The 14,105-nt window shown below is 60.0% G+C and carries 13 protein-coding genes; 7 read left to right on the top strand and 6 right to left on the bottom strand.

What is annotated here, in order from left to right:
* Nucleotides 1-1,874, bottom strand: a 1,874-nt coding sequence (locus tag JNB91_RS25155; RefSeq protein ID WP_220328215.1) for a methyl-accepting chemotaxis protein, incomplete at its 3' end; no start/stop codon positions are given.
* A gap of 156 nt (nt 1,875-2,030) precedes the next feature.
* On the opposite strand from JNB91_RS25155, the gene JNB91_RS25150 reads away from it, so the two are divergent.
* Nucleotides 2,031-2,219, top strand: coding sequence for a hypothetical protein (locus JNB91_RS25150; RefSeq protein ID WP_220328214.1), 189 nt, complete (start codon nt 2,031-2,033; stop codon nt 2,217-2,219).
* 395 nt (nt 2,220-2,614) lie between these two features.
* Here JNB91_RS25150 and groL read toward each other — a convergent pair whose 3' ends face one another.
* Nucleotides 2,615-4,255, bottom strand: coding sequence for a chaperonin GroEL (gene groL / locus JNB91_RS25145; RefSeq protein ID WP_220328213.1), 1,641 nt, complete (start codon nt 4,253-4,255; stop codon nt 2,615-2,617).
* A 56-nt stretch (nt 4,256-4,311) separates the two neighbouring features.
* Nucleotides 4,312-4,608: a co-chaperone GroES gene (groES, locus tag JNB91_RS25140; RefSeq protein WP_220328212.1), complete on the bottom strand. Its 297-nt coding sequence runs from the start codon at nt 4,606-4,608 to the stop codon at nt 4,312-4,314.
* 510 nt (nt 4,609-5,118) lie between these two features.
* Here groES and chrA point away from each other — a divergent pair.
* The 4 genes from chrA to JNB91_RS25120 all read left to right on the top strand — a co-directional run bounded on the left by chrA (nt 5,119) and on the right by JNB91_RS25120 (nt 8,721).
* Complete coding sequence (gene chrA / locus JNB91_RS25135) at nt 5,119-6,450, top strand: chromate efflux transporter (RefSeq protein ID WP_220328211.1); 1,332 nt, start codon at nt 5,119-5,121, stop codon at nt 6,448-6,450.
* A gap of 114 nt (nt 6,451-6,564) precedes the next feature.
* Nucleotides 6,565-7,413, top strand: coding sequence for a TIGR01459 family HAD-type hydrolase (locus tag JNB91_RS25130; RefSeq protein WP_220328210.1), 849 nt, complete (start codon nt 6,565-6,567; stop codon nt 7,411-7,413).
* 44 nt (nt 7,414-7,457) lie between these two features.
* Nucleotides 7,458-8,477: a bifunctional riboflavin kinase/FAD synthetase gene (locus tag JNB91_RS25125; RefSeq protein WP_220328209.1), complete on the top strand. Its 1,020-nt coding sequence runs from the start codon at nt 7,458-7,460 to the stop codon at nt 8,475-8,477.
* A gap of 4 nt (nt 8,478-8,481) precedes the next feature.
* Nucleotides 8,482-8,721, top strand: a complete 240-nt coding sequence (locus tag JNB91_RS25120) for a BrnA antitoxin family protein (protein WP_220328208.1) — start codon at nt 8,482-8,484, stop codon at nt 8,719-8,721.
* 13 nt (nt 8,722-8,734) lie between these two features.
* Here the strand turns inward: JNB91_RS25120 and JNB91_RS25115 are convergent, their stop codons facing one another.
* A complete protein-coding gene (locus JNB91_RS25115; protein WP_220328207.1) occupies nt 8,735-9,193 on the bottom strand; it encodes a type II toxin-antitoxin system VapC family toxin in 459 nt (152 codons plus the stop codon).
* On the bottom strand, nt 9,190-9,462 hold the full coding sequence (locus JNB91_RS25110) for a type II toxin-antitoxin system prevent-host-death family antitoxin (protein ID WP_220328206.1): 273 nt from the start codon (nt 9,460-9,462) through the stop codon (nt 9,190-9,192). Before JNB91_RS25110 ends, JNB91_RS25115 begins: the two co-directional genes overlap by 4 nt.
* Nucleotides 9,463-9,767: 305 nt before the next feature.
* On the opposite strand from JNB91_RS25110, the gene ileS reads away from it, so the two are divergent.
* The gene (gene ileS / locus JNB91_RS25105; protein WP_220328205.1) at nt 9,768-12,713 is read left to right on the top strand and encodes an isoleucine--tRNA ligase; all 2,946 of its coding nucleotides are present in this window, start codon (nt 9,768-9,770) and stop codon (nt 12,711-12,713) included.
* Nucleotides 12,714-12,848: 135 nt separating this feature from the next.
* Nucleotides 12,849-13,487, top strand: a complete 639-nt coding sequence (locus JNB91_RS25100) for a hypothetical protein (protein WP_220328204.1) — start codon at nt 12,849-12,851, stop codon at nt 13,485-13,487.
* Between the two features lie 61 nt (nt 13,488-13,548).
* Here JNB91_RS25100 and JNB91_RS25095 read toward each other — a convergent pair whose 3' ends face one another.
* A complete protein-coding gene (locus JNB91_RS25095) occupies nt 13,549-14,004 on the bottom strand; it encodes a nucleoside deaminase (protein WP_220328203.1) in 456 nt (151 codons plus the stop codon).
* Between the last annotated feature and the right edge of the window lie 101 nt (nt 14,005-14,105).

Here is a 14,105-nt window from a genome sequence, read left to right as displayed (position 1 = left end):
GGGGAGGGGTGAGACTGGCGGGCCGGCATTGCCGGTGAAACGGCGCGTACCGCAGCAGTAGCAACGCTGGGAGCCGCCGAACCCGCACCGAGATCGAAGCGCGAAATCAGCGCGCGCAGCCGTTCCGCCTCACCGGCCAGGGCAGCGCTGGCGCTGTTTGCCTCTTCCACCATGGCGGCATTCTGCTGCGTCACCTGATCCATCTGGTTGACGGCGACATTGACCTGCGACATGCCGACCGACTGCTCCTTCGACGAGGTGGCGATCGCATCGAGCTGGCTGTTGATGGCCGAGACATGGTCGCGGATGCCGGACAATGCGGTGCCCGTGGCGCTGACCAGCGTCACGCCGTTCTTCACTTCATCGGCCGAATTGCGGATCAGGTCCTTGATCTCCTTGGCAGCCTGAGCGGATCGCTGGGCAAGCTCGCGGACCTCCTGGGCGACGACCGCAAACCCCTTTCCGGCTTCGCCCGCCCGCGCCGCCTCGACACCAGCATTCAACGCCAGAAGATTGGTCTGGAAGGCGATCTCATCGATCACGCCGATAATGCTGGAAATCTGTTCCGACGACTGCTCGATCTTCTGCATTGCATTGACCGCCTTGGCGACGACTTCACCCGACTGCAGCGCCGACTGGTTGGCTTCGACCGCCATGCCGCGCGCCTCTTCGGTACGGGTGGAGGAGTTGGCGACGTTCGAGGTGATCTCATCGAGCGCCGCGGCGGTTTCTTCCAGCGATGCGGCCTGCTGTTCGGTGCGTCTCGAAAGATCTGCGGCGCTCTGGGAAAGCTCGCGCGATCCACTGTCGATCGCGCCCGTTGCATGGGAAACCGCCTGCATCGTGTCGCGAAGCTGCGCCACGGCGGAGTTGAAATCGCTACGAAGCCCTTCGAAATCCGGGCTGAACGGCCGGTTGAGAATGATGGCCAGATTGCCGCCGGAAAGCTGTTTCAGGCCCTCAGCCAGCCCTTCGGTCGCCTGCGCCATGTTTCCGGCACGAACCTTGTCCGCTTCCGCAATCCGCTGGCGCTCGGCCTCCTGCGCGGTGCGATTGTCTTGCGCCTGCCTTTCCATGTCTTTCGCGCGCAGGCCGTTATCCTTGAACACCTGTACGGCGCCTGCCATCTGGCCCACCTCGTCGCGCCGGTCCACACCGTCGATCGCCACGGACAGATCTCCGCCGGCCAATGTGATCATCGTTTCCTGCAGTTTCTTGATCGGACGTACCAGCCAGCTGCGGATGGCGAAGAAGCCGGCGAGCAGCACCAGGACGAGACCGGCAAGCACGCCGCCAAGCGTCGTCATCGCAGTGGTATTGGCGGACGCTCCGAGAGCTTCGGCTTTTGACGAGACGCCATTGATGATCGCGTCGGTGATTTTCGTTGAGGTTTCGGCGAAGGCCGCAAATTGCGGCTGGCAACCGGTGAGGAATGCTTGCTGCGACGCCTGGATTTCCGCTTCGGTCCTGGCCGCTTCGCCAAGCCGGATCGCCGGGGCGCAGGATTGCTGCAGGATCGAAAGACCGGCGGCTTTCAGCACATGCAGGTCCTTGTTGTCGGGAAGAATATGGATCGCCGCATCCATGCGCTCGGTGAAGCCGGTTTGCGCGTGTTGCAGTTCGGCCGTTGCCGCCGCATTGCCTTCCGGCGTGCGCGACATGAGAAGATCGCCGATCGCGGCCCTTGCCATCTGGATCGACCGGTTGGCGCGCGCCACCGAAAGCGACGCCGCACTCTCCTTGTGCAGAAGATCGCCATAGGACCCGTTGATCTCGTAGATGCGCGAGCTGCTGTAGCCCGCAATGGCGATGGCGAAGATACCGAACAGCGCCATGATGGCCATGAACTTGCCGACGATCGAGATGTGCTTCATCAAATGCCCCATTTGCAAAGAGTGCGTCGAGGCTGATGGTAGCGGCAGGTCTTTATGATTGCCTGTCAGCTAATATATTATTTTACATCTATCTAAAATTATACTCGCAGCGATTGCTGGCCCTATGATCTAGACTTCCATAGGTTGAAATCCGTCGTGGCTTTTGCCTATGACGTGTATCAGGCTTTGATTGGCAAGAGCCATTGGTTCGGTGGTGTTCACCGCGACAGAACGGCGGACGAAGAAACTCCTATTCTAGGGTATGATTTTGAAACCTTCATACGGCTTTCGAAGATGGCGAAGCTTGGTTGTGGGGGCGCGATTTGCGCGGAAATTACTCTCTGAGATTAGTCCAATCCCAATAGTGCGCCAGGCTGGTTCTTGCATCACCTAATCGCTCCGCGTAGTCGGTCCGGAAAGGCGCTGCGAGCTGCTTTTGGAGATCGGCCAGAAGGCCATGTAGCACGCGACACTCGGCCGGGCTCTCGAAGTGGGTTGCATCGGGGGTAGGGCTGTCGCCTGCTTCGCACCAACGAGAAAGAAGTTCGAAAAGTACGAGCGCCTCGTCTGCTGAAAGATCTCCGCGCCCCATCGGACGCATCCTGCTGTTTTTCAATCATTTTTGAATACTGCCATGTCCGATATAAACTGAAAATGCGACCAAATGCAAAAAGGGCGGCCTTGCGACCGCCCCTTCCGTATTCTGAACCGGTTGGCCCAGATGTGCAGGCTTTCGCCTATCACATCATGTCCATACCGCCCATTCCGCCCATGCCGCCAGGCATGCCGGCCGGAGCGTCCTTCTTCGGCAGTTCGGCGATCATGGCTTCGGTGGTGATCAGCAGCGAGGCAACCGAAGCTGCGTTCTGCAGAGCCGTGCGAACAACCTTGACCGGGTCGACGATGCCCATGGCGATCATGTCGCCATATTCAGACGTCTGGGCGTTGTAGCCGTAGTTGTCTTCGTTCTTCTCGAGGATCTTGCCAACAACGATGGAGGCTTCGTCACCAGCGTTTTCAGAGATCTGGCGAACCAGAGCCTGCAGAGCGCGGCGAACGATGTTGACGCCAGCTTCCTGGTCGTCGTTTGCACCCTTGACGGTGATCTTGGAAGCCGAACGGAGCAGGGCAACGCCGCCGCCCGGTACGATGCCTTCCTGAACAGCAGCGCGCGTTGCGTTCAGAGCGTCGTCGATGCGGTCCTTGCGTTCCTTGACTTCGATTTCGGTCGAGCCACCAACGCGGATAACGGCAACGCCGCCAGCCAGCTTTGCAAGACGTTCCTGCAGCTTTTCGCGGTCGTAGTCCGAAGTGGTTTCTTCGATCTGCGCCTTGATCTGGGCTACGCGGCCTTCGATGTCAGCCTTCTGGCCAGCGCCGTCGACGATCGTCGTGTTTTCCTTGGAGATCGAAACCTTCTTGGAACGGCCGAGCATGTCGAGGGTGACGTTTTCGAGCTTGATGCCGAGGTCTTCGGAAATGACGGTGCCGCCCGTGAGGATAGCGATGTCTTCCAGCATGGCCTTGCGGCGATCGCCGAAGCCCGGAGCCTTGACGGCAGCAATCTTCAGGCCGCCACGCAGCTTGTTGACGACGAGCGTTGCAAGAGCTTCGCCTTCAACGTCTTCAGCGATGATGACGAGCGGCTTGCCGGTCTGAACGACAGCTTCGAGAACCGGCAGCATAGCCTGGAGGTTCGAGAGCTTCTTTTCGTGCAGCAGGATGTACGCGTCTTCGAGGTCCGCGATCATCTTTTCCGGGTTGGTCACGAAGTAAGGCGACAGGTAGCCGCGGTCGAACTGCATGCCTTCGACGACTTCGAGTTCGGTTTCAGCGGTCTTGGCTTCTTCGACGGTGATGACGCCTTCGTTGCCAACCTTCTGCATGGCTTCAGCAATGTCGTTACCGACCTGCGTGTCGCCGTTTGCGGAGATCGTGCCGACCTGGGCAACTTCAGCCGAGGTGGAGATCTTCTTTGCCTTGGCCTGCAGGTCCTTGACGACTTCTGCAACAGCGAGGTCGATACCGCGCTTCAGGTCCATCGGGTTCATGCCGGCAGCAACGGCCTTTGCACCTTCGCGAACGATCGCGCGGGCAAGAACGGTTGCAGTCGTGGTGCCGTCACCAGCGATGTCGTTGGTCTTCGAAGCAACTTCGCGGACCATCTGGGCGCCCATGTTTTCGAACTTGTCTTCCAGTTCGATTTCCTTGGCGACCGATACACCGTCCTTGGTGATGCGCGGAGCGCCGAAGGACTTGTCGATAACAACGTTACGACCCTTCGGGCCGAGGGTTACCTGCACTGCGTCAGCGAGGATGTCGACGCCGCGCAGCATCTTTTCGCGCGCAGAGCGGCCGAATTTTACTTCTTTAGCTGCCATTTTGAGAACTCCTGAATAGAGGTGTCAGCGAATTACGAAAAAGACGTTGCCGGCAATCAGCCGATAACGCCCATGATGTCGGATTCCTTCATGATCAGAAGGTCTTCGCCGTTGAGCTTGACTTCCGTACCGGACCACTTGCCGAACAGGACGCGGTCGCCGACCTTTACGTCGAGAGCAACGAGTGCGCCCTTGTCGTCGCGTGCGCCGGGGCCAACAGCGACGATTTCGCCTTCAGCCGGCTTTTCCTTGGCGGTGTCCGGAATGATGATGCCGCCCTTGGTCTTTTCTTCAGACTCGACGCGCTTTACGACAACGCGATCGTGCAGGGGGCGGAAAGTTGTGCTTGCCATTGTCTAATCCCTCGATCAAATGACATGGACAGGTCTCAGAAATAAGACCCGCGGATCTCGTTTAGCACTCCTCTGATCAGAGTGCTAACGGAGCCCGAGATAAGGGTGGCCTTGGAGCGAGTCAAGGATTGGCCCGAAATTTTCGTTGCCGCTCTGCAGCATCAAGCCAAACAGGATTAACAGCGCCGAAGGCCCGGCCTCCCTTGCTCAGGCGAAACGGCTTCTGCCAGGCGAGTTTGACCTGAGCGTGGCAGCCGCATGACATCGACCGTCATACAGCCTTAACATGATATTTTTACTGAGGCGGTTCGTATTGAGAGTTGACCGAGAAAGACCCCTCCCAAACCTCCCCACAAGGGGGAGGGCTTAATCCGGTCGCGCCGTCGAACCTCGATTGAGGCAGGGCGGATGCCGCAGGTTTTCTCCCCCTTGTGGAGGAGATGGCCGGCAGGCCAGAGGGGGTATTACATATGCGATGACCGACTTCGGTCGCGGTAAATGAGGGTGTATATGACAGTGACCGCTGATGCCGGAGGTATAGAAGGGGGGCGTCCTTCGCTCTCCGAACTGATATCCGTCTTCGCCCGCATCGGCTGTCTGAGTTTCGGCGGTCCTGCCGCCCAGATTGCCATGATGCACCGCGCCGTCGTGGAGGAAAAGCGCTGGCTCTCGGAGGAGCGGTTCCTGCATGCCTTGAACTACTGCATGCTGCTGCCGGGACCCGAAGCGCAGCAGCTCGCCACCTATATCGGCTGGCTGACCCATGGCACCCGCGGCGGTATCATTTCAGGGCTCCTCTTCGTTCTGCCCGGCCTCGTCGTCATCACCATCTTGTCGGCCGCTTACGCGCTCTGGCAAGAGACCACATGGCTGGCCGGCCTGTTCTTCGGGCTGAAGGCCGCGGTTCTGGCGATCGTCGTCGAAGCGGTCATTCGGCTTTCGAAGAAGACGCTGAAAAGCGGATTTCTCTGTCTCGTGGCGGCCACGGCCTTCGTGGCGCTGTTCCTGTTCAGCGTGCCGTTCCCGCTCGTGGTTCTCGCTGCCGCCTTTGCCGGCTTTCTCAATGCCCGGCGAACGGGCGTTACCGCGACACCGGCAGGGCTTCACGAACTTCCCGCGCCGCCACCGCCGGGCAGGGCGATCATCAACCTGCTCGGCTGGATCATCGTCTGGCAATTGCCGCTGTTGATCCTCTGGGCCTTTTCCGCGCCGGATGGCCTGACGAGCCTCTTCTCCTTCTTCTCGAAAATGGCGCTGGTTACCTTCGGCGGAGCCTATGCCGTTCTCGCCTATGTGGCGCAGGTCGGTGTCGAGCAATATGGCTGGCTTAGAGCTGGCGAAATGCTGGATGGGTTGGCGCTGGCCGAAACCACGCCGGGGCCGCTGGTCCTTGTCCTTTCCTTCGTCGGCTTCCTCACCGGCTTTCGCGAGGCCTCCGGTATCGCGGGAGGCATTCTCGGTGCATTGCTGGTTGCCTGGGCGACCTTCGTGCCGAGCTTCATCTTCGTCTTCGCCGGTGCGCCTTATATCGAGCGCCTGCGCGGCAATCGCATTCTTTCGGGCGCGCTGTCGGCGATCACCGCAGCGGTTGTCGGCGTCATCCTCAACCTCGCCATCTGGTTCGGCCTGCACGTCCTGTTTCGCGAAGTAGGAAAGGTCGAGCTTGTACCGTCGCTAGGCCTTGATCTGGCGCTGCCGGTCTGGACAAGCCTTGAGCCGGCGGCCGCACTCTTGTTCGTGCTCTCGGCTGTTTTGCTGTTCCGGCTGAAGCTCGGCATGGTGCCGGTTCTCGGCATTTGTGCCGCAGCCGGGCTGGCGGTTCGCTTGTCGGCGCTCATGTAACGGTCGCATGAAATATACCGCACTGCACGCAAATCTCCTTGCCATGACGGCCACGCTTTGCGACATCAGCCGGACAATATGACGGCCGGACATGGCAGAAGGTGATCGACAGGCATGGCAAAGCGCATCCAGAACTTGAGTGAAGTTATCGGTGGATACGATGTGGTTCTGTCCGATGTCTGGGGCGTGGTGCATAACGGCGTTGCCGCTTTCCCGCATTCCTGTCAGGCGCTTGCCGCAGCCCGAAAGGCCGGCGCGACCGTCGTGCTCATCACCAATTCCCCGCGTCCAGCCCCCGGCGTCATCGAACAGCTGAAACTGCTTGGTGTCGAAGACGGCACCTATGACCGCATCGTCACCTCCGGCGATGTGACCCGTCATCTGATCGCCGAAGGCCCGAAAAAGGTTTTCCTGCTCGGCCCCGAGCGCGACATGCCACTTTTCGATGGTCTCGATGTCGAGGTTGTTTCGGCTGACGAGGCGGAAGCGATCGTCTGCACCGGTTTCTTCGACGACGAGAAGGAAGTGCCGGAAGATTACACCGACATGTTGAAGGCCTGGGTCGCCCGCGACGTGCCCTTCATCTGCGCCAATCCCGATCTCGTGGTCGAGCGTGGCCACAAGATCATCCCCTGCGCCGGTGCGGTCGCCGCCTATTACGAACAGCTCGGCGGCAAGACCCGCATTGCCGGAAAGCCGCATTTCCCGATTTACGAAGCTTCGCTGGCGGCTGCCCGCGAAGTCCGCGGCGATGTCGATAAGGCGAAAGTGCTCGCCATCGGTGACGGCATGCCGACCGATGTACGCGGTGCGCTTTCGCAAGGCCTCGACCTGCTCTATATCTCGAGCGGCATCCATGTGGCGGAATATACCGTCAACGGCGAGACGGACGAGGCCATCCTGCAGGCCTGGTTGAAACAAGAAAACGCTGCGCCGAAATTCTGGATGCCCAGACTGGCGTAACCGGTCGCGAAACGACGAATACCTGCCTGATCCGGACCTGTCCCATGACCGTATTTCACCGCAACGAAAAGAAGGATCCGCTGCCCGAGGCGCTGAAGGGCGGGGTGGTCGCGATCGGCAATTTCGACGGCGTGCATCGCGGTCATCGCAGCGTGCTAGAACGCGCGCTGAAACTGGCGGAAGAGCGCGGCGTGCCGGCTCTGGTCCTGACCTTCGAGCCGCATCCGCGCACCGTCTTCAAGCCGGACCAGCCGGTTTTCCGCATCACGCCTGCGCCGGTCAAGGCGCGGCTTCTGGAAGCGATGGGTTTCCATTCGGTGATCGAATATCCGTTCGATCGCGATTTCGCCGGCCGTTCGGCCGAAGAGTTCATCCAGTCCATTCTGGTCGACTGGCTGGGCGCGAGTGCTGTCGTCACTGGTTTCGATTTCCATTTCGGCAAGGGCCGCGAGGGTGGCCCGGCCTTCCTGATGGCCGCCGGTGAGCGCCACGGTTTTTCCGTCTCGCTGGTCGATGCTTTTCGCGATGAAAACGCCGAGGTTATCTCCTCCAGCCGTATCCGCGAATTGCTGGGTGAGGGGGGGGTGGCTCAGGCTGCCGGCCTGCTCGGTTATCGCTATACCGTCGAGGCCGAAGTGATCGACGGCGAAAAGCTTGGCCGCCAACTCGGCTTCCCGACCGCCAACATGCGTCTTGCACCCGAGGCGGAGTTGAAGCCCGGCATCTATGCCGTCCGCTTCCGCCGCGCCGATGGCACGCTTTACGACGGTGTCGCGAGCTACGGCCGCCGCCCGACGGTGACCGATAACGGTGCCCCGCTTCTGGAAACCTACCTCTTCGATTTTTCCGGTTCGCTTTATGGCGAGGTCTGCGCCGTCTCCTTCTTCGGTCACTTGCGCGACGAGCTGAAATTCGACGGGCTGGACCCGCTGGTGGTGCAGATCAGGCGCGACGAGGAAGAGGCGAGGGCGCTGCTTGCCGGCGTTCAGCCGATCAGTGAACTGGATGCGAAGATCGCATTCGCTTTTGGCCCAAACGATCTTGGCAAAGACGAGCAAGGATAAGACCATGGCAAGCACACCACGCCGGCCTGCAAACCCGATGGATGCCGCCGAAGCCCTGTTCAAGCCGGCGAAGAAAGCCGCCACCGCCCCTGTCGAAAAGCGCGCACTTCCGGAAGTGAAGGAGCTTGTCTCGATCAAGCTCGACAGCGCCGTGATCGAATATTTTCAGGAAGACGGCCCCGGTTGGCAGGATCGCATCAACGACGCACTGCGCGGTGTGATGGCGGCCAATCCGAAGGGGTGAAAGGCTACGCGTTCTAACGCGGTCTCAGCGGGAAAAATGTCGCGTCATCGGTCCATGGATCGAATATCGCTGCGCCTGAATGCTGAAAGTCTTTCTTGTTGCGCGTTGCCAGATAGAACCCATGTTCGAGCGCGGTCGCAGCGAAAAGCGTGTCGATAACGGGTGGCGCGATGCGTGTGGCCAGCTTGGTGCGGCCGGTAATCTGGCCCCAGCGACGGACAATCGCATCTGACACCGACAGAATACGCCCGGAGAAGCGAGCCTCCAGTCCATCCCGGGCAACGGTGTAGCGATAGCGGTTCTCGTCATCAGCGGGCAGGTTTTCGATACCCTTGTCATACTCGGCAAGCGTCAGAACGCTGATGAAGAAGCGGTCCTCGGATTGCCCGGCGGCCCATTTTTTCACGGATGGTGCGCCATTGGGATTGATAAGCGCGGAGACGACGTTGGTGTCGAGCAGCCAGCTGTTCACAATTCGACATCCCGTCCACGGTCATCACCGCGCGTGATATCGAGTGTGTGAAGGCCAAGGCTTTCCATGAACTCGACGAATGGCTTTTCCGGCTCGGGTCGCGTCAGTTTCGCCAGCTCTTCCGTGCTGATGACGACCACACTGTCCTGTCCGCGCACTGTCACATGCTGCGGGCCTTCATTTCTGGCGCGACGCACGACTTCGGAAAAGCGCGCCTTGGCGTCTTCCAGTTTCCATATATTGTCTTTGGCACTGGTTTTGGTGGGCATTAGAGGCTCCAGCTGGTCAGCTAGTCAGTTATACGCCGGTGCGGTGATGCAGTCTAGATCGCCGATCTGCCGAAATCCCCCTTCCTTTCCGCCCCAAAACGCCTTAATAACCGCGTCCATGACAGTTTTCCGGTCGGCCCAGATCATCGCTCAGATGATCATACGAATTATCGGCCCGGCTTTCCGCGCTGCTTGATCAAGCTGCGGGAAGGTCCGGGATTTTGGCGTTTGAACAGCGCCTCCGCCACCGAATTTTCATCCGCATCGCGCCGAAACGTGGCGCCAAGAGACGATTGCCTGACCTCATGACAAATACGACCGATACCGCTGAAAAGCTCGACTATTCGAAGACCCTTTATCTGCCCGAGACGGAATTCCCGATGCGCGCCGGTCTGCCGCAGAAGGAGCCGGAAACGGTTGCCCGCTGGCGCGAGATGGACCTCTACAAGAAGCTTCGCGCTTCCGCCGCCGGCCGCGAAAAGTTCGTCCTTCACGATGGCCCTCCCTATGCCAACGGCAACATCCATATCGGCCACGCGCTGAATAAGATCCTCAAGGACGTCATCACCCGCTCGTTCCAGATGCGCGGCTATGACAGTAACTACGTTCCGGGCTGGGATTGCCACGGCCTGCCGATCGAGTGGAAGATCGAGGAAGAAAATTATCGCGCCAAGGGCAAGGCGAAGCCTGACCTGAAACAGCCGGACGCGATGATCGAATTCCGCAAGGAATGCCGCGCCTATGCTGAAAAGTGGATCAAGATCCAGGGCGACGAATTCAAGCGCCTCGGCATCGTCGGCGATTTCGACAATCCGTATCTGACGATGAATTTCCACGCCGAAAGCCGCATCGCCGGCGAGCTTCTGAAGATCGCCATGAGCGGCCAGCTCTATCGCGGTTCCAAGCCGATCATGTGGTCGGTCGTCGAGCGCACGGCGCTGGCGGAAGCGGAAGTCGAGTACCACGACTACGAGAGCGACACGATCTGGGTGAAGTTCTCAGTTCCTGGCGGATTTGAAGGCGTCGGTGGAAAAATTTCGCCTGACCTCAAGGACGCCCATGTCGTCATCTGGACCACCACCCCGTGGACCATCCCCGGCAACCGCGCTGTCGCCTATTCGCCGAAGGTCGCCTACGGCCTTTACGAAGTCACCGAAGCCGTCAACGACTTTGGCCCGCAGCCGGGTGAAAAGCTGATCTTCGCCGATGCGCTGGCCGAAGAGTCTGCCGCCAAGGCAAAGCTCACCTTCAAGAAGCTGCGTGGCGTTTCTGCTGACGAGATGACAGGCCTGACGCTTGCTCATCCGTTGAACGGCCTCGGCGGCGGCTACGAATTTGCCGTCCCGCTTCTCGCCGGCGATCACGTCACCGACGATGCCGGTACCGGTTTCGTCCATACCGCTCCCTCCCACGGCCGCGAAGACTTCGAGGCCTGGATGTCTTCGGTCAAGGAACTGGAAGCCCGTGGTATCGACACCCGCATCCCGTTCCCGGTCGATGATTCTGGCACCTACACCGCAGACGCCCCCGGTTTTGAGGGTGGCCGCGTCATGGATGACAACGGCAAGAAGGGCGATGCCAACGATCGCGTCATCAAGGCGCTGATCGAACGTAACGCGCTGTTTGCCCGTGGTCGCCTGAAGCATTCCTATCCGCATTCCTGGCGCTCCAAGAAGCCGATCATCTTCCGCAACACGCCGCAATGGTTCGTCTATATGGACAAGGACCTAAAGGACGGCACGACGCTGCGCACCCGTGCGCTCTCTGCAATCGACGACACCCGTTTCGTCCCCGCCGGCGGCCAGAACCGCCTGCGCGCCATGATCGAGCAGCGCCCGGACTGGGTGCTTTCCCGTCAGCGCGCCTGGGGCGTCCCGATCTGCGTCTTTGCCGATGAAGAAGGCAATGTCCTGCAGGACGAAGAGGTCAACAAGCGCATTCTCGAAGCCTTCGACGCCGAAGGTGCAGATGCCTGGTTCGCCGAAGGCGCCAAGGAACGCTTCCTTGGAAATGGCCACGACCACGGAAAGTGGACGCAGGTCATGGACATCCTCGATGTCTGGTTTGACTCGGGCTCGACCCACACGTTTACGCTGGAAGACCGCCCGGACCTGAAATGGCCGGCAGACGTCTATCTCGAAGGTTCCGACCAGCATCGCGGCTGGTTCCATTCCTCGCTGCTGGAATCCGCTGCCACCCGCGGCCGCGCGCCTTATGACACGGTCGTCACCCATGGTTTCACCATGGATGAAAAAGGCCAAAAGATGTCGAAGTCGCTCGGCAACGTCGTCTCCCCGCAGGACGTGATGAAGGATGCCGGCGCTGATATCCTGCGTCTCTGGGTCATGACCACGGATTATTGGGAAGATCAGCGCCTCGGCAAGACGATCATCCAGACGAATGTCGACGCCTATCGCAAGCTGCGCAACACCATCCGCTGGATGCTTGGCACGCTGGCCCATGACGAGGGCGAGGAAATCGCCTATGCCGAACTGCCGGAACTCGAAAAGCTGATGCTGCATCGCCTGTATGAGTTGGATAAGCTCGTGCGCGAAGGCTATGACGCGTTCGAATTCAAGAAGATCACCCGCGCGCTGATCGATTTCGCCAATATCGAACTGTCGGCCTTCTATTTCGACATCCGCAAGGACGCGCTCTATTGCGACGCCCCGTCGTCGCTGCGCCGCCGCGCCTCGCTTGCCGTCATCCGCAAGATCTTCGAAGCGACCGTCACCTGGCTTGCCCCGATGCTGCCCTTCACCACGGAAGAGGCATGGCTGTCGTTGAAGCCTAATGCGGTTTCGGTCCATCTCGAACAGTTCCCGGAAATCCCGGCCGAGTGGAAGAACGAGGCGGTTGCCGAAAAGTGGGCGAAGATCCGCAAGGTTCGCTCGGTCGTGACCGGCGCTCTCGAAATCGAGCGCAAGGACAAGCGTATCGGCTCGTCGCTGGAAGCCGCACCGGTTGTTTACGTTGCCGATGCCGAATTGTTGAAGGCGCTGGAAGGCCTCGAATTCGAGGAAACCTGCATCACTTCGGCGATCACGATCACGCCAGGTGAAGGCCCGGAAACGGCTTTCCGTCTGGCCGAAGTCGCAGGCGTCGCAGTCGATCCGAAGCTAGCTGAAGGTACAAAATGCGCCCGTTCGTGGCGTGTGACGACCGATGTCGGCTCCGATCCGGCCTGGCCGGATGTCTCGGCACGAGACGCTCTGGCGCTCACCGAACTCGCCAAGCTTGGCAAGTTGTAATGACATGAACCGTGCCGGATGATTGCGCTTCAACGCTTCATCCGGTATTCCTGCCTGAAATTGGCCGGATTTATCCGTCAGGTCGATGGCAATTGTCTATGAGGCGTCGAGGCGGGCGTCCGTGGTAGGGGTTTGATGGAAACGACGAAAACCTTGCGTATGGCCCTTGGTGCGGCCGGTATTCTGGTTGCGACCGTGACGCTATCCGGCTGCATGGGAAGCCCGACCTACGGTACCGACAAGACGGCCATGGAACAGTTGGGCGACGACCTGACCTCGGCTATCGATATCGGCGGTGATCGCGCCAAGGAAAACGCGAAGATCCGCTACAATCCGCGCCCGTCGCTGGTTGTTGCCAGCCATCAGGAAGGTGGCGCTCTGCCGCCGCCGCAGCAATCGCTTGCCAACCGCGAAAACAACCCGAACTGGGTGGAATCGCCGGAAGAAGCACGTGAGCGCCTGCGTCAGGAAGCGACCGACAATCAGGATAACCCGCGTTACCGTTCGCCGCTTCTGGCCGGCAAGGGCCAAGCCGGACAGCTGACGGAATCGCAGAAGTGGGAGGCCTTCCGTCAGGCAAAGGCCAACGCGAGCGATCCGGGAATTTCCGGAAGCCGCCGTTCGCTCTCCGATCCGCCGACGGAATTCCGCACAGCCGACGCGCAGACCCTGCAGGATCTGGGTGAGCCGGAAACCAAGAAGGAAGCCCGTCGCAAGAAGGAAGCAGAAGCTGCCTCCACGAAGGGTTCTTCCTGGTGGAAGCCTTTCCAGTAAGATTGAGCGCTCTAAGACAGATCGAATGAGGCTCGGCTCAGCCGGGCCTTTTTTGTAAGTCTTACTTCTCCCGTCGGGAGCGAAAGAAGCCGGTTAGCAGCTCTGCTGCCGGCATTTCTGCAATGCCGGAATAGACTTCAGGCGCATGGTGGCAGGTGGGTTGCGAAAAGAACCGCACGCCGTTTTCCACAGCGCCGCCCTTCGGATCGTTGGCGCCGTAATAAAGCCGGCGGATACGGGCAAAGGATATGGCGCCGGCGCACATGGTGCAGGGCTCCAGCGTCACATAAAGATCCGCGCCGCCAAGCCGCTCGCTTCCGACCTTGGCTGCAGCCTCGCGGATCACGGCAATTTCGGCATGGGCGGTGATGTCGTTTTCGGCGCGGGTGCGGTTGCCCGAGCGGGCGACAATCTCGCCGTCGATGACGAGTACGGCGCCAACCGGAACCTCGCCGCGTTCGGCGGCATTTCTGGCTTCTGTCAGTGCGGCATCCATGAAGCCGTCGCTCTTAGGCATTTCAGCGATTTCCTCTTAACCCGGATCGCATGAACTGGTAGGAAGCATGCAACGCGAAGCGCGCCCTTTGGGTGTGCATCCATCTGGTCAACACGAACAAG

Origin of the sequence: Aliirhizobium wenxiniae, assembly GCF_019511445.1 — a bacterium.
In the GTDB taxonomy this organism is placed as follows: domain Bacteria; phylum Pseudomonadota; class Alphaproteobacteria; order Rhizobiales; family Rhizobiaceae; genus Neorhizobium; species Neorhizobium wenxiniae_A.
The sequence above is the reverse complement of the archived record's forward strand: the minus strand, read 5'-3'. Positions and strand labels throughout refer to the sequence as shown.